General features: G+C 37.8%; 20 protein-coding genes, 1 tRNA gene and 1 pseudogene. 7 read left to right on the plus strand and 15 right to left on the minus strand.

Annotated elements, in window-relative coordinates; translation table 11 throughout:
* Positions 1-26: 26 nt before the first annotated feature.
* Both H5118_RS11835 and H5118_RS11840 read right to left on the minus strand, forming a co-directional pair.
* Positions 27-614, minus strand: coding sequence for a DUF1287 domain-containing protein (locus H5118_RS11835; RefSeq protein ID WP_182748935.1), 588 nt, complete (start codon positions 612-614; stop codon positions 27-29).
* A 27-nt stretch (positions 615-641) separates the two neighbouring features.
* Positions 642-1115, minus strand: a complete 474-nt coding sequence (locus H5118_RS11840; protein WP_182748936.1) for a hypothetical protein — start codon at positions 1113-1115, stop codon at positions 642-644.
* 293 nt (positions 1116-1408) lie between these two features.
* Here H5118_RS11840 and H5118_RS11845 point away from each other — a divergent pair, with 293 nt between their 5' ends.
* Together H5118_RS11845 and H5118_RS20925 are read left to right on the plus strand one after the other, a co-directional pair.
* The gene (locus H5118_RS11845; protein ID WP_182748937.1) at positions 1409-1819 is read left to right on the plus strand and encodes a hypothetical protein; all 411 of its coding nucleotides are present in this window, start codon (positions 1409-1411) and stop codon (positions 1817-1819) included.
* 560 nt (positions 1820-2379) lie between these two features.
* Positions 2380-3369 (plus strand): annotated as a pseudogene (locus H5118_RS20925) (alpha/beta fold hydrolase).
* 137 nt (positions 3370-3506) lie between these two features.
* Here H5118_RS20925 and H5118_RS11855 read toward each other — a convergent pair.
* Together H5118_RS11855 and H5118_RS11860 are read right to left on the minus strand one after the other, a co-directional pair.
* Positions 3507-3935, minus strand: coding sequence for a tetratricopeptide repeat protein (locus H5118_RS11855; protein WP_182748938.1), 429 nt, complete (start codon positions 3933-3935; stop codon positions 3507-3509).
* A gap of 199 nt (positions 3936-4134) precedes the next feature.
* Positions 4135-4314, minus strand: coding sequence for a hypothetical protein (locus H5118_RS11860; protein ID WP_002961145.1), 180 nt, complete (start codon positions 4312-4314; stop codon positions 4135-4137).
* Positions 4315-4594: 280 nt separating this feature from the next.
* Between H5118_RS11860 and H5118_RS11865 the strand changes: the two genes are divergently transcribed.
* Both H5118_RS11865 and H5118_RS11870 read left to right on the plus strand, forming a co-directional pair.
* Complete coding sequence (locus H5118_RS11865; RefSeq protein WP_182672598.1) at positions 4595-4984, plus strand: YkgJ family cysteine cluster protein; 390 nt, start codon at positions 4595-4597, stop codon at positions 4982-4984.
* Between the two features lie 215 nt (positions 4985-5199).
* Positions 5200-7569 carry a TonB-dependent receptor gene (locus H5118_RS11870; RefSeq protein ID WP_182715352.1) on the plus strand — a complete coding sequence of 790 codons (2370 nt, stop codon included), beginning with the start codon at positions 5200-5202 and terminating at the stop codon, positions 7567-7569.
* Between the two features lie 361 nt (positions 7570-7930).
* Here H5118_RS11870 and H5118_RS11875 read toward each other — a convergent pair whose 3' ends face one another.
* From H5118_RS11875 to H5118_RS11905, 7 genes are all read right to left on the minus strand, one after another.
* Positions 7931-8551 (minus strand): FKBP-type peptidyl-prolyl cis-trans isomerase, encoded by a 621-nt coding sequence (locus H5118_RS11875; RefSeq protein ID WP_002962890.1) that lies wholly within the window; start codon positions 8549-8551, stop codon positions 7931-7933.
* Between the two features lie 69 nt (positions 8552-8620).
* The gene (locus H5118_RS11880; protein WP_024597253.1) at positions 8621-9007 is read right to left on the minus strand and encodes a hypothetical protein; all 387 of its coding nucleotides are present in this window, start codon (positions 9005-9007) and stop codon (positions 8621-8623) included.
* Between the two features lie 53 nt (positions 9008-9060).
* Positions 9061-9151: transfer RNA gene (locus H5118_RS11885), tRNA-Ser, on the minus strand.
* 144 nt (positions 9152-9295) lie between these two features.
* Positions 9296-9673, minus strand: a complete 378-nt coding sequence (locus H5118_RS11890; RefSeq protein WP_024596649.1) for a hypothetical protein — start codon at positions 9671-9673, stop codon at positions 9296-9298.
* Between the two features lie 203 nt (positions 9674-9876).
* Positions 9877-10425 carry an NAD(P)H nitroreductase gene (locus tag H5118_RS11895; protein WP_182748939.1) on the minus strand — a complete coding sequence of 183 codons (549 nt, stop codon included), beginning with the start codon at positions 10423-10425 and terminating at the stop codon, positions 9877-9879.
* 129 nt (positions 10426-10554) lie between these two features.
* Positions 10555-11238 carry a DoxX family protein gene (locus H5118_RS11900; RefSeq protein ID WP_182693918.1) on the minus strand — a complete coding sequence of 228 codons (684 nt, stop codon included), beginning with the start codon at positions 11236-11238 and terminating at the stop codon, positions 10555-10557.
* A gap of 93 nt (positions 11239-11331) precedes the next feature.
* Positions 11332-13293 carry an FAD-dependent oxidoreductase gene (locus H5118_RS11905; RefSeq protein ID WP_182748940.1) on the minus strand — a complete coding sequence of 654 codons (1962 nt, stop codon included), beginning with the start codon at positions 13291-13293 and terminating at the stop codon, positions 11332-11334.
* Positions 13294-13512: 219 nt separating this feature from the next.
* Here H5118_RS11905 and sppA point away from each other — a divergent pair, with 219 nt between their 5' ends.
* Together sppA and ansA are read left to right on the plus strand one after the other, a co-directional pair.
* On the plus strand, positions 13513-15378 hold the full coding sequence (sppA, locus tag H5118_RS11910; protein ID WP_182748941.1) for a signal peptide peptidase SppA: 1866 nt from the start codon (positions 13513-13515) through the stop codon (positions 15376-15378).
* An 82-nt stretch (positions 15379-15460) separates the two neighbouring features.
* Positions 15461-16471: an asparaginase gene (gene ansA, locus H5118_RS11915; protein WP_182748943.1), complete on the plus strand. Its 1011-nt coding sequence runs from the start codon at positions 15461-15463 to the stop codon at positions 16469-16471.
* A gap of 68 nt (positions 16472-16539) precedes the next feature.
* Here ansA and gndA read toward each other — a convergent pair whose 3' ends face one another.
* Positions 16540-17913 (minus strand): NADP-dependent phosphogluconate dehydrogenase, encoded by a 1374-nt coding sequence (gene gndA, locus H5118_RS11920; RefSeq protein ID WP_024596644.1) that lies wholly within the window; start codon positions 17911-17913, stop codon positions 16540-16542.
* A gap of 377 nt (positions 17914-18290) precedes the next feature.
* On the opposite strand from gndA, the gene pyk reads away from it, so the two are divergent.
* A complete protein-coding gene (gene pyk, locus H5118_RS11925; protein WP_024596643.1) occupies positions 18291-19727 on the plus strand; it encodes a pyruvate kinase in 1437 nt (478 codons plus the stop codon).
* Positions 19728-20003: 276 nt separating this feature from the next.
* Here the strand turns inward: pyk and H5118_RS11930 are convergent, their stop codons facing one another.
* The 3 genes from H5118_RS11930 to H5118_RS11940 form a co-directional block, all read right to left on the minus strand.
* Positions 20004-20828, minus strand: a complete 825-nt coding sequence (locus H5118_RS11930; protein ID WP_024596642.1) for a LytTR family DNA-binding domain-containing protein — start codon at positions 20826-20828, stop codon at positions 20004-20006.
* A complete protein-coding gene (locus H5118_RS11935; RefSeq protein ID WP_024596641.1) occupies positions 20821-21897 on the minus strand; it encodes a sensor histidine kinase in 1077 nt (358 codons plus the stop codon). The genes H5118_RS11930 and H5118_RS11935 overlap by 8 nt, the downstream gene beginning before the upstream one ends.
* A 255-nt stretch (positions 21898-22152) precedes the next feature.
* Entirely contained in the window at positions 22153-23709 is a 1557-nt protein-coding gene (locus H5118_RS11940) for a SulP family inorganic anion transporter (protein ID WP_002960702.1), read from the minus strand.
* Between the last annotated feature and the right edge of the window lie 14 nt (positions 23710-23723).

The raw sequence follows: 23723 nt of genomic DNA on the forward strand, positions 1-23723 counted from the left end.
CTTACATCTATCGTTTATTAAACTTATCAATAGTGTGGAACGAACCGGTAATGTCCGGTAATTTTATAATCAAAAAGCATATCGCTTTTTTGCGGACCACGCCCTATATTATGCACAATAAGTGGGTTACCCGTATCTTGAGATAACTCATTAATCACCATACCTATATGAGGTAAATTACCTGGTAACATCCACGTTACTATATCGCCGGTTTTATAATCACTCACTTTGTTGGATTTACTCAATACGTTTGCATGGCGCTCAAAGTAAGCTTGTAAATTTGGAACACGTCGATGATCTATATTTTTATCAGGCTTAGTTAAGCCCCAAATACGTTTAGATGGATACAGCGCAAAGTTTTTTTGCATGTCTTCATGCACGAGCTTCTGTAAATCAACACCTAACTTTCTGTAACTTCTAATTATTACATCGGTGCACACACCTATATTTTTAGGTACATCCCCACCAGGGTAGCCAATAGAGCGATAAGCGCCGTCGTAAGTCACATCATGAGTTGTACGCTCAAGCAGAGCTGAAACAATATCTTCTTCAAACGATGCTGCATTACTATTTATACACGCTAAAGTAAGTAAACACCCAATAATTCTGTACATATAAACTCCTTTAAATCTAAAATTGAGTTACAGCGTTTGGGCTACGTGCCTAAGAACTTCTATTTTATTGCCTTTACTTGCAAATTGCGTATCCAGCGCATATGCCATTTTTTCAAGCGGAGCGTCGTTATATCCTACATGTTGGATTTCGCTAATGTAACGCATCATAAACGCGTCAGGACCAAGTTTAAGCCACTGCGCTACATGCACAAGCTCATGAAAATGAACCCTCAAATCTTTTGCAACCTCAGGAAGTAGGTAATAGGTATTTTTATACGTTATACCCGCCGCGTCCATATCGACAAAATCACCTAGACCCATTTCTCGCAGACCCGCAAAGTCTGGCTTTGGTATTTGGTCTACAACAACGTAATACGCGTTTTTTAAAAACTCGCTAGAATAAAACCCATAAAATTCATTACTGAATTTATCACAACTCACTTTTTGACTGCTGTATTTTAAATTTGTAGCGTCAATCCAATTTTCTATTTGTTCTAGCACAGCTCCTCTCCTAAAGTACAAATGCAACACACCATGTGTAAACCTTAATCTAATATTTTAGTAAATTTTTTAACCAGCACTTTTAGTATTAACACCTCGCAACTAGCGAAGAAAATAGAACGCATAGAATATCTAAACAAAAAGCTCTAAATCAAAATTATCATATAAGCATAACCGGTCTATAAACAGTAAAAACCTTTTTTATACTTTTTAAAGTGTTATTATTTGTAACTAAAACAGTAACACTTAAAATCATGTATAATTTTACTAATACACTCTTTCGTATGAAAATAATGCGTTTCAGTTCCATTGTCTTACTGGTCATATTAAGTAATACAGTAAATGCTGAAAATATAAAACCGTTCACATCAGATGGCTGTAGTGTTTTTCCGGACGGCACCACAAAAGATAAAAAGTTGTGGCTTGCATGTTGTAAAGCGCACGACTACGCCTACTGGCAAGGTGGCACTTATTGGCAACGTTTAGAAGCAGATAAAGCCTTGCAACAGTGTGTTATTGAAGCCGGCGAAACGAGTATAGCGAACATTATGCTTGCTGGAGTTCGATTTGGTGGCAGCCCTTATATACCATCGACTTTCAGATGGGGCTATGGTTGGCCCTATCCTAGGTTATATCAAGCATTAACAGCTGATGAAATTAAGCAAATTGCTGCTTTAAAAACGGTATTAACTCAAACCAATTAACACATTGTGAAAAACTGGGTTATGCAAATAATATCAAAAGGAATTGAATCACTATGCTTATACTGTTAAGTGTCATTTTAACTTTGTTTCCAACGGTAATATCTTATTTTGTTTCACGTAATTACGCTAAAAAGGCTAAAGCGACTAATAAAGGTGCTTACATCAGAGCTGTGCTTTGGCCTAGTGTTTCTCGTGGACACTATTTGCTGCTGTTGGGCACGGTGCAATCACCTTCCCCTTACCTTCAACGTTTGCGCTCGCGTTATATATGTTTCTATATGACGAACGTGGTATCTATTTCCATCCTCACATATTTTTAAGCCCAACGATTCCAATAGCCGTTTATTTAATAAGCTATTTCAAATACAAAAAAGCGGCCAATAAAGAGCTAACGCCCTAGCCCACTATTGGCTCATCAGTATCTTGTAAGGTCCGAAGCTGCACTTACTCCAGCTGTGCACTTCTTTGCTGTGAAACTACAGCGTTATTATCTGAATATAAATGTGTAAATAACAGGTCTGGTAAATAAAGCGACATTACCAAAAATAACGAGTTTACCTATGCCCCCAGATATACAAAAAAGCCTTAAAGTAAAACCTGCTCACATCGTCTCATTTATTGTGTTTTTATTAGTTTCAATATCTACGTTTACCGCTCAAGTATATGCCGCTGATGCTGTATGGCCTTCAAAAACCACTTACAAATATGCAAATGTAAATGGTAAAAAGATATTTTACCGAGAAGCTGGCGCGCAGCATAAGCAAACCATTGTACTTTTACATGGGTATCCGTCGTCTTTACACAGCTACCGAGAATTCATCCCACTCTTATCAGGTCGTTATCATGTGATTGCACCTGATTATTTAGGCTCTGGTTATAGCGCACGCCCAAACCCAAAAACTCAAAAATATACTTTTTAATTTCTAGCTCAATACGTTGAAGGATTACTAACAACACTTAAAGTAAAGCACTACAGCCTTTATATACAGGACTTTGGAGCTCCTGTGGGCTTTAGAATGTTGTTAAATAACCCAAATAAACTTGATGCACTTATTGTACAAAATGGTAATGCGTATTTAGAGGGGCTAACCCTACCGAGGCAAGCTTTTTTTAAAGCCGCGAATGAGGACAAATCACAAGCGCAGAGTGATAAAATTTATTCGTTCACGTCTAATAAAGCCATTATTAATAAGCAATATTTACGAGACGTACAAAGTAACCCAGAAGTAATGAGCCCTGATAGCTGGACGCACGATCTTCACTTTTTACAAACTAAATCCGATAGAGTAATTCAAGTACAATTGCTACAAGATTACTACAATAACCTTCTCGACTACCCTAAATGGCAAGCTTATTTACGCAAGTACCAACCAGCAACATTAATTGTATGGGGTAAAAACGACCCTGCGTTTATAGCCGCAGGCGCTAAAGCATATTTAAAAGATGTACCGAACACTGAAATACATTTACTCGATTCAGGACACTTTAGTGTTGAAGAAAAACCAGTTGAGATTGCAAAGTACATTGTGAACTTTATGGATAAGCTATAAATAGCGGAAATAAAAAACGCTGAGGGTATAAACCATCAGCGTTTCATTAAATTGTACTAACTTAAGCTAAATCCAAAGAAATAGTATTTAATATGGGTAACTGTCAGATCAAGTCTGAGCTAGTAAATTTTAAGTATTTAACCTTCTTCTTCAATAAGTAACTCTAGTAGATCGTGTATTTCAGCTTTAAGCTCTTTATCTTCAATTTTATTAGCACTAACCTTAGCATTTTGAAGATTTTTAATAGCCTCGTCTTTTTGACCAAGTTCTAGCTGCAGTGTAGCCATTGAAAAAGAAACTGATGACATGTGATCTTTGTTATTAATCGCAACAGACTTTTCTAATGCTTTTTCATAAGTCGTGATTGCCTCTTCTAGCTCTTCGGTAAAATCAGCCAAAGTTTCCCATTGTACTGGGTGATCTTTTGAGGTATTTTCGTTTTCAATACAAATCGCTTTTAATTGAGCAAATAAAGATTCAAATTTTTCTCGGTTATTTTTGTTAGACGCCGCCATTAAATCTTCTGCTAGGTCATGTACCGCTTTATATATTTTTGTATTCATCATCACTGGTTATCCTTTAGTGCAACTAAACTAATTTACTGACTCAATTTAGCTAAAATGTACCATTACAGTCATTATAAAATGTATTTAAACAACTGATTTATTTAATTTGGTGTATAGCGTAATAATACATTAATAATGAACATCGCGTAGGCGTTAAACACACAGTAATAAAACTTTATCGCAATTACTCTTAGTAACCTCACACACTGAATAAACTTGCAACCCAATCCAACGTAAAGATGGTCGTAAACACTTTAAGTGCAATGACAACTATAAATAATAAGATGATTGCCGCTTTGGCTTTGCTACTTTTGAGGTTGTTCCAATATAATAACTTTGCATTAAATTCTGTTTTTAACTTAGTAACAGCTTCTTTCATAATTACATCCTACTTAGGGATCCCGCTCAGCAACATTTAATAACTACACAGCTGCCCAAGCAGGTTTCATAATATTTTTCGCCACCTTAGAGTAAAGCATTAAATAAAGCCTGTACTATATAAAATGTAACAAGGGGTTTTAACTTAAGTTATTGTATCTAACTTTTTTACACACCCAAAAAGCAAACAATGGGGCAATTCAGTAGAGCGTTAATAATAAATTTGGTGCTACACTAATAGCTAACTTAAATGTGTTAACAGCCAACTAAATTAGCAAATTATGAAAGAGTGCAACCAGTGTGGTAAATGCTGTATTAAATATGGTGGCGGCGACTTAAGCGCAACGAAAGAAGAAATAGATTTATGGGAGCTCTTTAACCCCGAAATTTATGAGTACGTTAAAAACAACGAAATTTGGTTTGACCCAAAAACAGGCTTAAGACTTCAAGTGTGCCCATTTTTAGAAATTGCGCCTAAAAAGGAGCCTCTCGCTAAAAATATGTATACCTGCAGTATTTACCTTGACCGTCCAGAAGACTGCCGCCACTACCCTAGCCTTATTTCAGAGATGATCCGCGACGAATGCGAAATGATTGAATCTATAGATATAACAAACCAGACAAGAGCGCAGCATAAACTAGATTTTATAATGATAGATAGCCGCTCTTAAATACCCAGATAAACCTACAGCGCTATGAGTCTCGCACTTAAATAAATAGGTATTTCTATTAACATACCTATTATTATAATTTTTATAAAATTGGTTTAATCGTCATTTTTAGATCATTCATCGCAAAATACAAAGTTATACTATAACATTGTTGATTCACTGATTTTGCGGTGTTATATTATATCACAACATAATAACCGCGAACCAATATATCCATGACAAAGTTAACATTAATCTCCTCTGCTATTTTTTCTGTTTTATGTTCTCAATCAGCTTTGGCTGCCACTGTTACTGGCAAAGTAATGGATGATAAAAATCAACCAATTAAAAATGCCTCAATTCATGTGCATGGTAAAAACCAAAGCGTTAAAAGTAATGATTTAGGCGAATTTGCTATAGAAATCGATGCAAATAGCCAATTACATATTAGTAAAGACAACTACGTAGACTCTCGTATTGCTGTTAGCGAATCTTCAAACAACCTGTCTGTATCGCTTAAACCAACATCAGTTGAGACAGTGGTTGTTTATGCCTCTGCACTTCATAAAAATAGCCTCGAGATGATATCGCCAGTAAGCGTGCTCTCAGGTGATGAATTAAGAAATAAATCTAAACCAACTCTTGGTGAAACGCTAAAAGGTTTACCAGGCGTAAATGCAAGTTACTTTGGCCCTGTATCATCAAGCCCAATTATTCGTGGTTTAGATGGCCCTCGCGTTAAAATCACACAAAACGGATTAGATGCCAGCGATGCATCACGTATTGGCCCAGACCATGCGACATCAAGCGATAGCCTAGCAGCAGAACAAATTGAAGTATTACGTGGCCCAAGTACCCTACTTTATGGCTCTGGTGCAATTGGCGGTGTTGTAAACGTGGTTGATAACCGCATTCCTACAGACAATATCGACGAGCTTACGGGTGCTGCTGAATACAGCCACGATACAGTGTCAAACTCAAACACAGTAGCTGCAAAACTAGAAACAGGTAATGAAGGCTTTAACTTTCATTTTGATGGCACTAAGCGCAGTGGCGATGATTACCAAACACCTACCTTCACTATTGCCGACGATGATGGCGATGTAGAAACAGAGAATTCTGTAGAAAATACTTTTATTGATAGCGAAACACTTAACTTTGGTACTAGCTATGTTGGCGATCATTTAACGATTGGTTTTTCGTACGGTAGCATTGATACCGATTACGGTATTCCTGGGCATGAGCATCATCACGATCACGAAGGTGAAACTGAAGAAGAGCATGCAGAACATGAAGACGAAGCAGCTGAAGAGCCGGTTTATGCACATTTAGAGCAAGATCGCTGGCAAGGGCTTGTAAGTTACGCCCTTCATAATAACTGGATTGAAACCATCAACCTACGTGTTGGCTACACAGATTACTCGCACAGCGAAATTGAAGATGGCGAAATTGGTACTACTTTTAAAAATAAAACGACTGAAGCACGTTTAAATGTAGAGCATAAGTTTGCTGATTGGCACGGAATGATGGGCTATCACTACAGCGATTCTGACTACGATGCAATTGGTGAAGAAGCCTTTACACCCGCAAGTGTAACTACAACTAACGCATTATATTTACTAGAAGAGCGTGAATTTGGCGACATTACAATTGAACTTGGCGCACGTGTTGAAGATTACAAAATTGAAAGCCAAATCACGGCACACGAGCATAGCCACGATGAAGTAGAAATAGATCACAGCGACGAAGAAACCATTGGGTATAATGAAAGTTTTACCAATTTAAGTGCCTCTGCTGGTGCCATTTGGCAATACAAGCCGGGTCATAGTATCGCTACGAGTATTTCTCATTCAGAACGAGCACCACTTTCGGCAGAGCTTTTATCTAACGGTTTACACATTGCAACTGGCACTTACGAGCTAGGCCTTGGTTACAATATTGAAGATAATGAAGCGCATTTTGAGCCAGAAAATATCAAGCAGGAAACTTCAACAAACTTAGATTTAAGCTTTAGACGCTTTAGCGGTGATTTTGGTTACACCGTTAACTTTTTCTATAACGATATCAAAAACTTTTATTTTCAAGAAAATACGGGGTTAGTTTACGATGAAGAAGATGGTTTAGAATCAGCTATTGGTGCACATGACGATGCTGTTGCGGTTTATCAGTTTACAAGTAAAGACGCAGAGCTTTATGGAATTGAGTTTGACGCGCATTACCAAGTAACACCAAGCGCTATGGTTAAAGTATTTGGTGACTCAACTCGTGCAAAACTAAAAGACGACGAAGGTAATTTACCACGTATCCCTGCCAATAAATTAGGCTCTGAGTTACAGTACGATTTAGGTGACTTACAACTAACATTAACGGGTACTCATTACTTTGATCAAAACGATGTAACTGCCTTTGAAACTCAAACTGATGGCTATACGTTATTTGATGCACAAGCTAATTACCAATTAGGTTTAGGCAGTGTCGATGCACAGCTGTATATAAACGTTGATAACATTACTGATGAGTTAGGTTTTGTACATAGCTCATTTATTAAAGATAAAGCCCCACTACCAGGCAGAAACTTCCGCTTTGGTGTTCGTGGCTATTTTTAATAATTAAAAGTAGTTTTAGTTTATAAACCGCATTTTATTAATGCGGTTTTTTTATTTTTAGAATATATAATATCGATCGGCAATAATACTTGATCAATTCAAGGGATTAAACTTTGCGCTAACTGCGTAAAAAATTATGATATACGACTGCATGGATGCAAAAGGTAGAGCAATGCAGGAGCAATTAGTGATAACAATTAGTTAAAAAAGTTTTTGCCTTGTTATCAACCCTATTTTCTTAGCGCAAAATAGATCACTTAATTAATCGAATTGGTATAAAACACTTAGATTACAGACACAAAAAAGCCGTATTCAGATTGAATACGGCTTTTTAAACTCTTAATTTTAAAATTTATTTAAATTAAGAAATGATTTCGTGTAGTTCAACGTCAAATACAAGCGTTGAGAAAGGTGCGATTGCAGCACCTGCGCCACGTTCACCATAAGCAAGCTCATGAGGAACGTAGATACGCCATTTAGTACCTACAGGCATCATTTGTAATGCTTCAGTCCAGCCTTTGATCACGCCACCAACTGGAAATTCAGCTGGTTGACCGCGCTCGTATGAGCTATCAAACACAGTACCGTTAATTAGTGTACCGTGGTAATCAACACGTACTGTAGACTCAGCTGTTGGCTTTTCGCCTTCGCCAGTCGCTAGTACTTCATATTGAAGACCAGACTCAGTTACTGTGATTTCAGGACGTTTTGCGTTTTCTTCTAAGAATGCAATACCTTCGGCAGAAAGTACTTTAGATTCTTCTTCACGACGAGCTTGGATCTCTTCGTTAATCTTTTCGAATGCAGCTTGAATCTCAGGGATCTCAACTTGAAATGCGCTACCAGCGTACGCATCTTTCATGCCTTCAAATACTGAATTTAGGTTTAAGCCTTCAAAAGGATTAGACTTAAGTTGCTCACCCATTTGTAAGCCAATACCGTAACTTGCTTTTTCAGCATCTGTAGTAAAATTATCTGACATAATGTGTTTTTCACGTTTTGTTAGTTAAAAGACACGTATATGCTATCACAAAATAAACCCCGTTTGGGGCTAGTTTTTGCTGAGTTTTAGCTTAATTAGGCCAACAATATAACTACAAAGCGGTAAAGTGAATAAAATTCCAACAAGTAAAGGAATAGCTAATAATCCAGATTCACCAGACAATAAAAATGGCACTGCAACTAAGCCTACTAAACCAATAAAAGCAGAGCCAATTACTGGCCAATGTTTATCATATTTAGTAATAAGATGGGCAGCCAAAATATTAAAACCAAGACCATAAGCAAAAGCGGTAATTAATGGATATTCTGGTTGTGCGTCGACCGCCATTTTTGCCAACAAGCTAATAGCACTTTGATAGCAGTAACCAAATACCACCCATAATAAAAGATGTTTTATTAATAGCTGTGAGGTTGATAGGTTTGTTGCTTTAGTCATTAATTAAACTCCACAAAGCAAAAAACCGCCTATAAGGCGGTTTTTTTAAATAATGGTGGAGAGATAGGGATTTGAACCCTAGATGGGCTATAAACCCATGCCGGTTTTCAAGACCGGTGCATTCGACCACTCTGCCATCTCTCCGTACGGCGCGAATAATATGGTTAAACGTGTTACTTGTAAAGAGCTAAATATAAATTAATCGTAAATAATAATTAAACGATTAAAAACAAGTCACATTGCTCTTTTGTTAAGCTAATTACTTCAACACGCTTATTAATTCAATACTCAGTAATATTGTTTAGGCCTGCGAGCAATCCAAGAACAAATTAAACAAGCCAATAAACTCAATGCCGCGAATGTTACACTTTGAAAAATTAAGTCAAATCGATTTAAATCATCACTTGGCACTATTACAAACATAAAAGCGGGGAGTACACTTAGCGCTAAAACATAACAACACACTTTAAATGCCCGTCCAAAGTCAAAACGTTTAGACTGTTGCATCCACAAAGTTAACAGTATTAGCATACCTATTGCAGAGCCTGCTATAAAATGCGCTGCATTTGTACTCATTGCAACATACAAGGTTACAAAAGCACCAACAATTCCCCAAATTGACCACGCAAGCCAGTTTTCTTTTTCCTGTAAAAATAAATTTCCCATTGTTTTCGTCTTCTTTATCGTTATTTTTATTAAGACTTTCCATAATGTATCAAAAAACAACCGATTAAAAAACAAACTGAAGAAGAATTATTAACTTTTGTGCTTCCAAGCGCTTCTCACAGCCAAACCACTAACTCTTTTATATTACTCTTTGTAACCTTAATGAATTATGACTATGCAAATTGCATAAAGTTCATACTATTTCACAAATTACTAAAATAATGTTCTGGTTTATGGCGAGGTGACTTTTTACACTCAACTTGAGGAGTACCTATGTATAAGTACCCTACAATTTCATCTTGCTCATGTAAGTTAAGCGCTTTTTTGACTGCTCTACTTTGTGCAAAGTAACCTGTGCGCCAAACACCACCTAAACCTTGAGCAAATGCAGCTTGTTGCATTGCTAATACACTGCAGCCTGCACTTTGTACCTGCTCGATACGAGGAACTTTTGGGTGTTCTTGATATTTAGCAATTGCTATTACAATCATAGGCGCACGAAGGGGAAGCTCTTTAGCACGGTTAATTACTTTTTCTGTCTGTTGCTCTGCCACTGCACTTTGATGGTAAATTTCACCCAGTATATTGCGTGCATCACCTTGAGCAATGATGAACTGCCACGGTGCTATACAGCCATGATCAGGAACACGTAATGCTGCTTGCTTAATTATGTCGAGCTGCTCAGGCGTAGGGCCCGGCTCTGTTAGTTTAGAGTCTGATTGGCGAGTAAGTAAAAGCTCGATAGCGTTCATAACGATTCCTCAAAATTCAAAACGATAGAGTAACATTTAAAACCTTAAATAATAAATACCGAGAAATTAAAATGCAAAACGGCCGCAAAGGGTCAACTATGCAGCCGTTAATAAAATACATTTAATGCGCTATTTTTTTATAACGTTTCGCTTTAACCAGTAATCAAAACTAACAAAACGCCCACCGCCCATAAAAAATAAACTTAAGAGCATAGCAAAATAAATTGCCGAAAATTCTATGCCATTATTTAAAATAGATGGTTTACCTTTTTCGTATAGGTAATCAGGAAAGCCGTGCTCTTCAACTAAGTCTCGAATTTTTCCTATCCTGTCTTGTACTTCTAATGAGTTTTCGAGGCTTTCTTTTGCACCTGGGATAGATAACCAATCAAGTACTTGCGCAGCACTTGTTTCTGGATTAGTCGGCGCTATTGCAAACCACCCGTTATGCCAATGTACTGAAGTAGCCGCTACAACCATTGTGAACATAAGCGGGATACTGACTAAGCGAGTTAAAAGGCCAAATAATAACAACCAACCACCTAAAAATTCACTCCATCCAGCTAAGAAGGCTAGTAAATCAGGAAATGGTAAGCCTAAACCCCATTCACTATTACCAAACCATTGAACGACATCAGGCGATGCTAAAAAGTTATTTAGAAAGCCTTCTGTTTCAGTACTTATAGCAAGTTTGTTATAACCTGCGATGATCATAACGGGAGCTAAAATTAAGCGAAATAGTAAAGCAGGTAAACCATCTAAAAACGATAGTTTACCCAATATTGTGTTATAAAAACTGATTAGTTTATTCATGCGTATCCTGTGTGTTCAATGTTTATTAAGTTATAGACTATAAACAAAAAAGACCGTATAGATTGATAAACTATTTCAATTTATTTACAAAGGTTAAATACTTCTCGCCACTTGTAGAGCTTCAAAAATAGCGCGTTTAGCATCAATTGCAGCAGCCAATTTAGCTCCGCCTATCACATGCACTTTTGCGTTATCTGTGTAACCTTCTAGCACTTCGCTATTAGAAACCTGACCAATACACGCAATAACAGTATCTACCGGCAGTACTTGAACTTCTCCAGCAACATTAATTGTTAACCCATTCTTATCAAAACTTTGATATTGGCAGTCAGCAATTTGTTTAACACCATGCTGTTTAGCAACTTGGCGATGTATCCAACCAGTGGTTTTACCAAGCTCACTACCAAAACGACCCGAACTGCGTTTTAACATATACAATTGGCGCTCGTCTTTATGAGGTTGTGCATCACACTCAATCCCCCATTGCGTTTTAAACTCGCTAATAGATTGTGATTTATGTTCACTTAAAAAAGCAACCATATCAAAACCAATACCGCCAGCACCTAAAATAGCGATTGATTTGCCCAGTTCTACTTCGCCGCGTATGACTTCGTCATAAGCAAACACACGCTTATCATCACTACATTTAATAGAGGCTTCACGCGGCCTAACGCCTGTTGCAAAAACAATATCATCATAATCTTTAAGCATTGAATCGTCGTAAGCTTTACTAAGCTCCACAGTTACTTTTAATCGCTCGAGCTCATTAGTGAAGTAAGTAAGTGTATGGTTAAAGTCTTCTTTACCCGGTACTTGCATGGCTAAATTAAATTGACCGCCCATTTGCGATTTTTGATCAATTAACGTGACGTTATGCCCTTTTTGAGCCAAGTAACAACTTGCTGATAAACCAGCAGGACCTGCACCGACAACTAATACATTTTTAGCTTTAGCTGCTTGCTCTAGCGGGTAATCTAGCTCAAATGCAGCTTGTGGATTAACTAAACACGTAGCACGTTTATTTTTAAATACGTGATCTAGACAACCCTGGTTACAGCCAATACAAATATTGATTTGTTTAGATTGATTGTTTACGTACTTATTAAAAAACTCAGGATCAGCTAATAATGGACGTGCCATCGAAATTAAATCAGCCTCGCCCGCATTTAAAATATCGTTAGCAATTTCTGGAGTATTAATTCGGTTAACAGCAATAACTGGCACGCTCACCACGTCTTTTAAACGTTTTGATGCTTCTTTAAATGCACCCGGTGGCACCATACTCGCAATAGTCGGTACACGCGCTTCGTGCCAACCAATGCCAGTGTTAAATATATCAACACCCGCTTTTTCAAGTTCGGTAGCCTGAATAACAACTTCCTCTGGTGTTGAACCGTTTGGAATCAAATCAATGACCGACAATCTAAAAATAATTAAGAATTTTTCAGATACTTTTGCTCTTACAGCTTTAACTATTTCAAGTGCAAGTCGCATTCTATTTTCTAAGCTGCCACCAAACTCATCATCGCGTTTATTGGTATGAGGCGCCATAAACTCATTAATCAAATACCCTTCAGAACCCATGACTTCTACGCCATCGTAGCCGGCTTTTTCAGCCATATAGGCAGAATGCGCAAAGTCTTTAATTGTTTTTTTAATCGAGCCAAGCGACATCGCATTAGGTTTATAAGGATTAATAGGTGCTTTTATTGCACTTGGTGCTTGATTGAAAGGATGGTATGCATAACGTCCAGCATGTAATAATTGCAAACAAATTTTTCCACCGTGTTTATGCACAGCATCTGTGTAAGCGCGATGCTTAAACACATCGTAATAACTATTAAATGAAGAAGAAATTGGTGTTAGCTTGCCACGTAAATTAGGGCTGTATCCGCCTGTAATTAACATCGCGGTGCCACCTTTTGCACGTGCTTCATAAAATGCACGTAAGCGTTTGCGGTTATGCCAGCCCTCTTCAAGGCCTGTATGCATTGAGCCCATAACCAAGCGGTTACGTAATTGTGTGTGTTTTAGTTGTAATTGTTGTTCTAACATCTTGTGCCCCGTTAACTGGTCTAACCTGTATACATTAGCTAATTCTGCTTTAATGGCAAGTAATAAGCAATATGTGCATGCATTTAATTAAAAATAGCAGTAAAAACTTACGTTTATATAGGTTCATAAACACTTCGTTACGATTTAGCAGTTAAATTTATTTTTATTCTAGGCTAAGATGGAACTAATGTATTAACTGTACCAAATTAAGGAGCTATTTTGATAGCAAAGGTATTTAAAGGTATTTGGGCTGGAATTAATTTTTCTCGTCGCTTAATACTAAACATTTTGTTTTTATTACTGGTAATTGTTTTCTTTGTGTCACTCTCAAGTGACGATGATCAAATAATAGTTGAAAATGGCTCTGTACTCAGGCTTAACTTAAATGGCCCTATTGTTGAAGAGAAAACATATATAGACCCAGTTGAAGCCGCAATTAGTGATGCAACTTCTGGTTCTGAAGCACCAAGCGAAATATTACTCGACGATATTGTTGAAGTAATAAACGAAGCGACTAAAGACGATCGTATCTCGGTGATATTGCTTGATTTACAAGAGATGCCTAAAGCACATTTAAATAAACTTAAGCAAATTACAAAGGCTATTGATGCCTTCAAGCAAGCTGGCAAAAAAGTAATTGCATCGGGTTATTACTATACTCAAGCACAATACTATATTGCATCGCATGCTGACGAAATAGCTATGCACCCATACGGCAGCGTAGGTATTGAAGGTTATGGCATGTACCCGCTTTACTTTAAAGATGCACTTGAAAAGCTTGAAGTCACGCAGCATATTTTCCGTGTTGGTACATTTAAGTCAGCAGTAGAACCTTTTATTCGTAACGACATGTCCGATGCAGCCAAAGAAGCTAACCGCGTTTGGTTAGGCGCTCTTTGGAGCGAATACAAACAAGATGTTGCCGCTGTTCGCCCGTTTGATGAGTCAAATTTTGACGAAACAATGGACGTATATCTAGAAAAAATGAAAGCTGCCGATGGCGATGCAGGTAAATATGCACTTGATCACCAGTGGGTTGACTCTTTAAAAACAAATCAGCAAGTTCGCAAACAATTAATTGATTTAGTGGGCACACAAGAAGATGGTAAGACATTTAAGCAAGTTTCATTTCGTGAATACTTAAGCTTAATTAAACCGCCTATTGAAATTGATAACCCTATTACCGAAAAAGTAGCGGTAGTTGTTGCTAAAGGTACGATTGTTGATGGTGAGCGTAAAGCGGGCGAAATTGGGGGTGACTCTACAGCTGCCCTACTTCGTAAAGCACGCCTTGATGATAAAGTTAAAGCGGTTGTACTACGTATCGACTCTGGTGGCGGTAGTATGTTTGCCTCTGAAGTTATTCGTGCTGAAGTATTAGCCCTTAAGGCTGCTGGTAAACCTGTTATTGCTTCAATGAGTTCTGTGGCTGCATCAGGTGGTTATTGGATTGCCTCTGCTGCAAACGAAATTTGGGCAGCACCAAGTACAATTACAGGCTCAATTGGTGTATTTGGTACCTTTATGACATTTGAGAAAACCTTATCGAAAATTGGTGTTTATTCAGATGGCGTTGCAACAACTGAAATGGCTGGCTTTTCTATCACTCGTCCACTAAATGAAAAGATGGGTCAAGTAATTCAAATGAACGTTGAGGAAGCATACGGTCGCTTTTTAAATGTTGTTGCTGATGCGCGTAATATGACGCCTGAGCAGGTTGACAAAATTGCCCAAGGCCGTGTATGGATTGCATCTCAAGCACTTGAACTAGGTTTGGTTGATAAGCTAGGCGACAAACAAGGTGCGATTGAAGCCGCTGCTGCACTTGCCAAGCTTAATCATTATGAAGTTAAAACTATTAAACAAGATTTAAGCTCGCAAGAAAAAATGATTCAAAACATTTTTGGTAATGCGTCTATTAAATCAATGCTTGGTTTGCAAACACAAAAAACATCTGTGTTAGCAACACAAGCTAATTTACAAAGTGTTATTAACCAATTAAGTACTGAAGTTGAAAACCTTAAAGATTACAACGATCCACAAGGTGTATACGCACGCTGTTTAGTGTGTAACGTTGCACAATAAAAGTGCATAGCTTCACCTAATCAGCTGTATTTAAAGCTGCTTAACGTTATACTAGGCCCAGTTTTTTTACTGGGCTTTTTTTATGAAACGTAAACGCATTTATATCGCTTATACTGGCGGTACTATAGGTATGAAAAAATCGAGTCGAGGCTATATTCCAGCTGAAGGTTTTTTAACAGAAACCGTAGTGAATAACGCAGAATTTAATCGTGATGAAATGCCTTTGTTTGATATTCACGAATACTGCCCTCTTATAGATTCTTCAGACATGTCACCAGAGCATTGGCAACTCATTGCTAATGATATCAAAGATAAATACCAAGATTATGATGGTTTTGTGGTGCTCCATGGCACTGATACTATGGCGTATACAGCCTCAGCGCTGTCATTTATGTTCGAAAATTTGACTAAACCAGTGATTGTAACCGGCTCACAAATTCCGCTCTCACAATTACGTTCTGATGGCCAAGTAAACTTACTTAATGCCATGTATTTAGCTGCAAATTATCCTATTGCTGAAGTAAGTCTCTTTTTTAATAACCAACTGTTTAGAGGTAATAGAGCAACTAAAGCACACGCGGATGGGTTTAATGCTTTTGCCTCGCCGAATCTAGACCCTCTCGCGTTATCGGGTATTAATATTCAACTTATTAAAGGTCAGCTTAGCCCATATGTTGAAAATGAGCTGCAAGTTACACCTATTACACCTCAACCTATCGGGGTGCTTTATTTGTATCCTGGCATTAGCCAAGAGGTAGTTAAAAGCTTGGTCAATGGCAATATCAAATCACTGGTGCTACTGAGTTTTGGTGTAGGTAATGCACCACAAGATCCGAGCTTTTTGTCAATACTCGAAGAAGCAAGTAAACGTGGCGTCGTAATTGTTAACTTAACTCAGTGTTTAAAAGGTCATGTAAACATGGGTGGCTATGCAACAGGTAATGCGCTATTAAATATTGGTGTAATTAGTGGGTACGATATGACCCTTGAAGCATGTTTAACTAAGTTACATTATTTATTTAGCCAAAAGCTTGAAATCGAAACGATTCGTCATTTAATGCAAGATAACTTACGTGGTGAGTTGAGCCGTTAATTTTTACAGGCTAAAAATACAAAAGGCACGCTAAATAGCGTGCCTTTATAGTTTTAAACAACTGTTTTTTATCTAACTTTAGCGTCTATATCTACTAAATCAGTTAAATGACACATTTCACCACTGTGGGTTTTTATGCCGTGCTCACCAAAGTAATCACGCTGGGCTTGAACTAAATGCCCATTACTCGGTGTAGTTAATGTTGCTAAATACGTTTGTGTAGCTCCCAATACAGGGAATGCTAAACCAGTCATTATTGCTTGACCGGTAATTTTTCGCAAAGAGTTAGACTCTTTTTCAAGAGTGTCAATAAATTCAACACCTTGTGCAACGCTATCAAGGTAGTCAGCACGAATTATACAACCAGCGCGCCACGTTTGAAGCGTTTTAGATAAATCTACTTTCCACTGATGAGTACGTGATGCACCTTTAATTAGCGCTAGACCTTGACGATACGCAAGTAAGCTTGCAAGTAAGAACGCGTCTTTTAGCTCTTCTAAATCAATTTCAACATTGTTCGTTGATTTAGATGCATATGTCATCTCTTGTGCAGCCGTTGTGTTGCATGCATTAGTTAAATGACGAGCTTGAACAGCAGCAACAAGTGAAGGGACAGCAATACCAAGTTCGAGTGCATTTTGCGCAGTCCAAAGACCAGTGCCTTTAGCGCCAACTTTATTATCAATTAAGTCCGCAAGCGGTACATTATTATGATTTTCAAGTGACAATATATGGCTAGAAATAGACAGTAAGTAACTATTTAATTGACCTTCTGACCAGTCATTAAATATCTCAGCTACTTCTTTTGGAGAACGATTAGTACCTAAACGAAGTAATTGGTACACTTCTGCAATAAGTTGCATCAGTGCGTATTCAATACCGTTGTGAACCATTTTTACAAAATGACCACTTGCTGATTGGCCAACACGTGCAAAACATGAATCGCCATTATAGCTAGCAGCTACTTTTTCAAACCATGGCTCAATACGTTCCCAACCACCTTCAGAACCACTTGCCATCATTGCAGGACCATGGCGAGCGCCTTCTGCACCGCCAGAAATTCCCATAGTGGCAAATTCAAATTTATTTTGGTATTTGAGTTTACGCGTTATACCGTCTTTATAATTACTATTGCCGCAATCGACTATCATATCGTTACAATTAACGCCGGCCTCTACAAGTTCATTACAAACTGTATCAACTAACTCACCAGCTGGAACAAGTAATAAAATAGAACGAGGTGCCTCTAAACGCCTTACCATGTCACTTAAATCAGAGACAATGTGAAGCCTATCAGCCATGCCTTGTGATTTGGCACAACTTAGTAACTCTTCACCCGCATGTGGGTTTTTATCATAAGCGACTAGCGTTATCCCTTTTTCAATCAAGTTTAGGGCAAGATTTTTTCCCATAACGCCTAACCCTACTAATGCAACTTGCATCTAGTGTCCTCCTCGGTAACAACTATTTGGTTAGAAAATTCAGTGTATAAATTAAATAATACCGCGTGCATTATACTCATACAGTCATAAAATACTAACTATGAGCCCATACAACATGCTTTTTTATTACAGATAAATAAGCTACGTAATTATATCAAACATCAATGCTCTCGGGGTGACTAAAAGCAACGCTAATTGAAATTAAGATCATTGACGCATTCTGACACCGGTGTCATAATGATGACACAATAGTTTTGTATAAAATAGTGGCAAACCTTTGAAGTTTGCACATAATTAAAATATTTTAATCTAATATAGATATTTTAATTCAACAAAATAACGTCAACATGCTTTCACCAAGCAAACAGGAGAAATTGATGCTAAGACGCACGAAAATAGTCGCTACCCTTGGACCTGCTACCGATAGAGATAACAACTTAGAAAAAATTATTATCGCTGGGGCTAATGTAGTACGTTTAAACTTCTCACATGGTGTTGCCCAAGATCATAAAGACCGTGCGCAAGCTGTACGCGATATTGCAAAAAAATTAGGCAAGCATATTGCTATTCTTGCTGACCTTCAAGGCCCTAAAATCCGCGTTTCTACTTTTAAAGAAGGTAAAGTAACGCTTTCTGTGGGTGCAAAGTTCACTCTTGATGCAAAAATGGAAAAAGGCGAAGGCGATGTTAACTCTGTAGGTATTGATTATAAAGAATTACCTAACGACGTTAGCCCTAACGACTTATTACTCCTAAATGACGGCCTTATTCAACTAACTGTTGATGAAGTAGCTGGGCACTTAGTACATTGTACTGTAACTGTTGGCGGTGTTTTATCTAACAATAAAGGTATTAACCGTTTAGGTGGTGGCTTAACTGCTCCAGCATTTACTGAAAAAGATAAAGAAGATTTAATAACTGCCGCTGAAATTGACGTAGATTACATTGCCGTATCATTCCCACGTAGTGGCGACGATATGCGCTACGTACGCTCACTTGCTGAAGCTGCTGGTTCAAAAGCACAACTACTTGCAAAAATTGAACGTGCTGAAGCCGTTGAAACACAAGAAGCTGTTGATGACATCATTCTAGCGTCTGACGCTGTAATGGTTGCCCGTGGTGATTTAGGTGTTGAAATTGGTGATGCAGCTCTTATGGGCAAGCAAAAACTAATTATTCGTCGTGCTCGTTCATTAAACCGTACTGTAGTAACAGCAACGCAAATGATGGAATCGATGATCGATAACCCTATGCCTACACGTGCAGAAGTTATGGATGTTGCAAATGCTGTTCTTGATGGAACAGATGCTGTAATGCTTTCAGCTGAAACAGCTGCTGGTGATTATCCTGAAGAAACAGTTGCGACTATGGCACGTGTTTGTTTAGGTGCTGAATCTCAAAAAGAAACGCATGTTTCTAAGCATCGTTTAGATAGTCGTTTTTCTAACAATGCAGAATCTATCGCACTTTCTGCTATGTATGCAGCTAATCACTTAGATTCTGTTAAAGCTATCATCACGCTTACTGAATCTGGTAGCACGGCTAAATTAATGTCACGTATCAGCTCTGGCTTACCAATCTACTCGCTTTCACGCCATGCGAGTACATTAGGTCAAACAGCACTTTATCGTGGTGTTTACCCAGTATTTTTTGATTCTACAAAAACTGAAAAAGACGGTATGGTAAAAGCGGCACTTGATACTTTAGTTTCTCAAGGTTCTTTACAGTCTGGCGATACAGTAATTATTACTCACGGTGACTCAATGGAAACTGTGGGCGCAACTAACACAATGAAAATTGTAACTGTCGCATAATTAATACCAATTCGCTTAATTAAGTGATCTATTTTGAGGATAGAAAAACGTGTTGATAGCTATTCAAAAAATCGCTATTTAGTTGTTCTCGGCAATTGCTCCTGCATTGCTCTACCTTCTGCATCCATGCAGTCGTAAATGAGAATTTTTTAACACAGGTAGCGACACGTTAGCCCCGCAAAATAACTAAGTATTGTTGCGGATTGGTATAATTACTAAATATAAAAAATGCGAGCTTAGCTCGCATTTTTTGTACCTGTAATAAAAGCGTTGGCTTTAACTTGCTAATGCCGCTTTAACCTTATCTCGATAGCTACGGCTCACTTTTAATTCTTGTCCGTTTTCAAGTACTAATAAATACTCGCCACTTACTTGTGTAACCAGCTTACTAATTTGTTTTGTGTTTACTATCGCACTGCGGTGTACACGCACAAATAACTGAGGGTCTAGCTCTTGCTCAAGCTCTTTCATTGTTTTACGAAGTATATGCGTTTGTCCATCTTCACAATGTAAACACATATAGTCACCTGCAGCATCAACCCATTGGATAGTCGCTACAGGTACCCGTATAATTTCACCCTGCTCTTTTACTGCAAGCGATTCTGGGTAACGTCTATCTGTTAAGGTATCGCCAGTGGCTAATTTTTTTAATATTTCTTCGCAATTATTACCAGTAATACCTGCTACAAAACTCGCTAGTTTTTTCTTATGGGCGTTGTCTTGCTGCGTTTTTAAATAAGTATGCACTTTTTCTACCGCCTGTTTTAATCTGTTATCATCAACGGGTTTTAAAATGTAATCGAGAGCATGAATTTCAAATGCTTTTACAGCAAACTGATCAAAAGCAGTTACAAATACAATAGCAGGTAATACTTTTGTACTTTCGCTAAGCGCTCTTGCCACCTCAAAGCCATTCATACCTGGCATCTGAATATCTAAAAAAACCAAATCGATTTTCTCGCTTTGGCACATTTCAATTGCATCAGCGCCTGAACTACACAATTTAATTACTTCAATATCAGAATATTCTTCAAGTCTTACCGCTAAACCTTTTCGCGCTAACGGTTCATCATCAACAATGAGTGTTTTTATTTTAGTCATTTTTCACAGCCTTCTCAAAAGGTACTCGCAGATTAACTTTTAATCCACTTGGCGTATTATGTGATAATACAAACGAATAATTATTTTCATACAACGTTTTTAATCTATCTTTGGTGTTAGCAACACCTACACCTTGAGCGTTAACTAATTGGCCATCAAGTATTTCAGTGCCTGGGCCGTTGTCACCCACTTCTAGTAATAATTCATTCGCAAATACTTGTGCTTTAATATCAATTACACCACCTTCTGTCAGATGGGCAATGGCATATTTAATCGCGTTTTCTATAATTGGCTGCAAAATTAAGCTCGGTACTAAAGCCTCTTTTGCTTGCTCGCTAATATCTACATTTACTTTCAATCGCTCATCAAAACGGACGCGCTCTATTTCTAAATAAAGCATGAGAGCATGTAGCTCTTGCTCAAGCGGTACTTTTTTAATTGGATCGGTATTAAGTGTGTAACGTAAAAAGTCACTTAACCTTGCTACCATTAAGTTAGCATCTTTGTTTTCTTTAACCAAAATTAAAGTAGAAATAGCGTTAAGTGTATTGAATAGAAAATGGGGGTTGAGCTGATACCTGAGCATTTTTAGTTGCGCTTCGTGTGCCATCGTTGTGGCCTTTAATGCTTTTTGTCGCTCACTTTGTAATAACTGATAATATTTAACGCCAAAGTACAAACCACTCCAACATAAAATAATATAAACCGAATCTAAACCTTGCTGCAGGTAATAAAACCACTCCTCTGGTCTATAACCATGGCGGTATATTTCCCATAGATTGAATTTTTGAACGACAGCCCATAGAGTGCCCGTTATATAAGAGGCACCAAATACTACAATCATTAACACCCAAGGCGAGGCATTCCAAATTTTACGGTAAATATACCTAAGCGGCACTGTCATCAAACAACCAGCGTAAGCATTCAATAAAATAACAAATACATATATATCACGCATTTCAAATACTTTAGAGCCGATATAATTTACTAACGCGTAACCAATCCAGCCCGCGATTTGCAAAAGCCAAAAAAAACGTTGCCTGTTATCGACTAAAGATTGCCAGTTCAAAATAGATGTTTACTCCGTATGGTTAAAGTTAAAGCTAATTCCATAAAATAGGCGTTTGTTATTTTTATTATTTTTACCTATGTAGGGCTAATTTTCACAAAATTAGGTAGTCTTATTATATAGATTTATGAGTTTGCATAGCACTACAGCTTGCCTTGCTTTTTAAGAGTCTTACCGCAAACAAATAGTCGAGACACTAAAAAAGCGAAAGGTTATCCGCCTTCCGCTTTTTAAATATCAATAGCCTTGTGTAAATTAAGCTAGTTTATCTGATGCTACTTTGTAGGTTGGATCTTCAATCACATTCACTTCAACTAAATCTCGTGCTTTATGAAGCAACTGCGTACAGTCTTTACTTAAGTGACGTAAATGAAGTTGTTTACCTGCTTTTGTGTATTTGTCAGCAAGTGTATCAATTGCTTCTATTGCACTGTGGTCAGATACGCGGCTGTGTTTAAATTCAACAATCACATTTTTAGGATCATTTTTCACATCGAATAACTCAGAAAAGTTTTTAACAGAGCCAAAGAATAACGGACCATGTAGTTCGTACACCTTAGCGCCTTCCTGATCAATGTAGTTAGTTGTATATATCTGCTTCGCATGCTGCCAAGCAAATACTAGAGCCGATACAATAACACCCACACATACAGCAATCGCTAAATCAGTAATAACCGTCACGCCCGACACAAGAACAATTACAAATGCATCAGATAATGGTACGCGCTTCATCATTTTAAAGCTTGCCCATTCAAATGTACCAAGTACTACCATAAACATAACACCAACAAGTGCGGCTAATGGGATCATTTCAATTAAGCTAGAGGCAAAAATAATAAAACCAAGTAGCATAAGTGCAGCGCTTATACCTGATAAACGAGAGCGACCACCTGAATTTATATTGATCATTGATTGACCAATCATTGCACAACCACCCATTGCACCAAACATACCGCAGGTAATATTTGCAGCACCTTGACCAATACATTCTTTATTACTATGACCACGGGTTTCTGTAATCTCATCAATTAAGCTAAGCGTTAATAATGATTCAATTAAACCAATAGCCGCTAAAATAAGTGCATAAGGAAAAATAATTTGTAGCGTTTCGAAAGTAAACGGTACCATAGGAATATGAAATTCAGGTAAGCCGCCAGCGATTGTTGCTGTTTCGTCGCCTGTCATTCCTTTTAAGAAATCTAATACTGTATGCGCTTCTAAATCAAACCCAATCACTAATCCAGTTACAGTTACAATAGCAACTAGAGATGAAGGCACTGCTGTAGTCAATTTTGGCAAAAAGTGGATTATTGCCATGGTTAATGCAACTAAGCCAAGCATGATAAATAATGGATTACCTGTCATCCACTCTTGTCCGCCCATACCATCAGGCACTTTAAATTGTCCTAATTGGGCTAAAAATATAACAATAGCTAAGCCGTTTACAAAACCAAGCATTACCGGATGAGGAACCATGCGTATAAACTTACCGAGTTTAAATACACCCGCGAGTATCTGCAGTATGCCCATGAGCAATACGGTCGCAAATAAATACTCAACACCATGATCAAGCACTAAACTTACCATAACAACAGCTAGTGCACCGGTTGCACCTGAAATCATACCAGGGCGACCACCAAAAATAGCCGTAATTAAACCAACGATAAACGCGGCATATAGACCAACCAAAGGTTCTACATTTGCAACAAAGGCAAACGCAACTGCTTCTGGGACTAAGGCTAACGCCACAGTTAATCCAGATAGAATATCGTTTTTAGCAGAGCTAGGCGCCCTACTGAGTAAGTTAAACATTGAGGTCCTCAAAT

The sequence above is a fragment of the Pseudoalteromonas sp. SR41-1 genome, assembly GCF_014164015.1.
GTDB lineage: Bacteria > Pseudomonadota > Gammaproteobacteria > Enterobacterales > Alteromonadaceae > Pseudoalteromonas > Pseudoalteromonas distincta.

Bases quoted from the DNA above. Each gene is read 5' to 3' on its own strand.
- H5118_RS11835 (WP_182748935.1), bottom strand. From the start codon at position 614: ATGTACAGAATTATTGGGTGTTTACTTACTTTAGCGTGTATAAATAGT.
- H5118_RS11845 (WP_182748937.1), top strand. From the start codon at position 1,409: ATGCGTTTCAGTTCCATTGTCTTACTGGTCATATTAAGTAATACAGTA.
- H5118_RS11855 (WP_182748938.1), bottom strand. From the start codon at position 3,935: ATGATGAATACAAAAATATATAAAGCGGTACATGACCTAGCAGAAGAT.
- H5118_RS11860 (WP_002961145.1), bottom strand. From the start codon at position 4,314: ATGAAAGAAGCTGTTACTAAGTTAAAAACAGAATTTAATGCAAAGTTA.
- H5118_RS11865 (WP_182672598.1), top strand. From the start codon at position 4,595: ATGAAAGAGTGCAACCAGTGTGGTAAATGCTGTATTAAATATGGTGGC.
- H5118_RS11870 (WP_182715352.1), top strand. From the start codon at position 5,200: ATGACAAAGTTAACATTAATCTCCTCTGCTATTTTTTCTGTTTTATGT.
- H5118_RS11875 (WP_002962890.1), bottom strand. From the start codon at position 8,551: ATGTCAGATAATTTTACTACAGATGCTGAAAAAGCAAGTTACGGTATT.
- H5118_RS11880 (WP_024597253.1), bottom strand. From the start codon at position 9,007: ATGACTAAAGCAACAAACCTATCAACCTCACAGCTATTAATAAAACAT.
- H5118_RS11890 (WP_024596649.1), bottom strand. From the start codon at position 9,673: ATGGGAAATTTATTTTTACAGGAAAAAGAAAACTGGCTTGCGTGGTCA.
- H5118_RS11895 (WP_182748939.1), bottom strand. From the start codon at position 10,425: ATGAACGCTATCGAGCTTTTACTTACTCGCCAATCAGACTCTAAACTA.
- H5118_RS11900 (WP_182693918.1), bottom strand. From the start codon at position 11,238: ATGAATAAACTAATCAGTTTTTATAACACAATATTGGGTAAACTATCG.
- H5118_RS11905 (WP_182748940.1), bottom strand. From the start codon at position 13,293: ATGTTAGAACAACAATTACAACTAAAACACACACAATTACGTAACCGC.
- ansA (WP_182748943.1), top strand. From the start codon at position 15,461: ATGAAACGTAAACGCATTTATATCGCTTATACTGGCGGTACTATAGGT.
- gndA (WP_024596644.1), bottom strand. From the start codon at position 17,913: ATGCAAGTTGCATTAGTAGGGTTAGGCGTTATGGGAAAAAATCTTGCC.
- pyk (WP_024596643.1), top strand. From the start codon at position 18,291: ATGCTAAGACGCACGAAAATAGTCGCTACCCTTGGACCTGCTACCGAT.
- H5118_RS11930 (WP_024596642.1), bottom strand. From the start codon at position 20,828: ATGACTAAAATAAAAACACTCATTGTTGATGATGAACCGTTAGCGCGA.
- H5118_RS11940 (WP_002960702.1), bottom strand. From the start codon at position 23,709: ATGTTTAACTTACTCAGTAGGGCGCCTAGCTCTGCTAAAAACGATATT.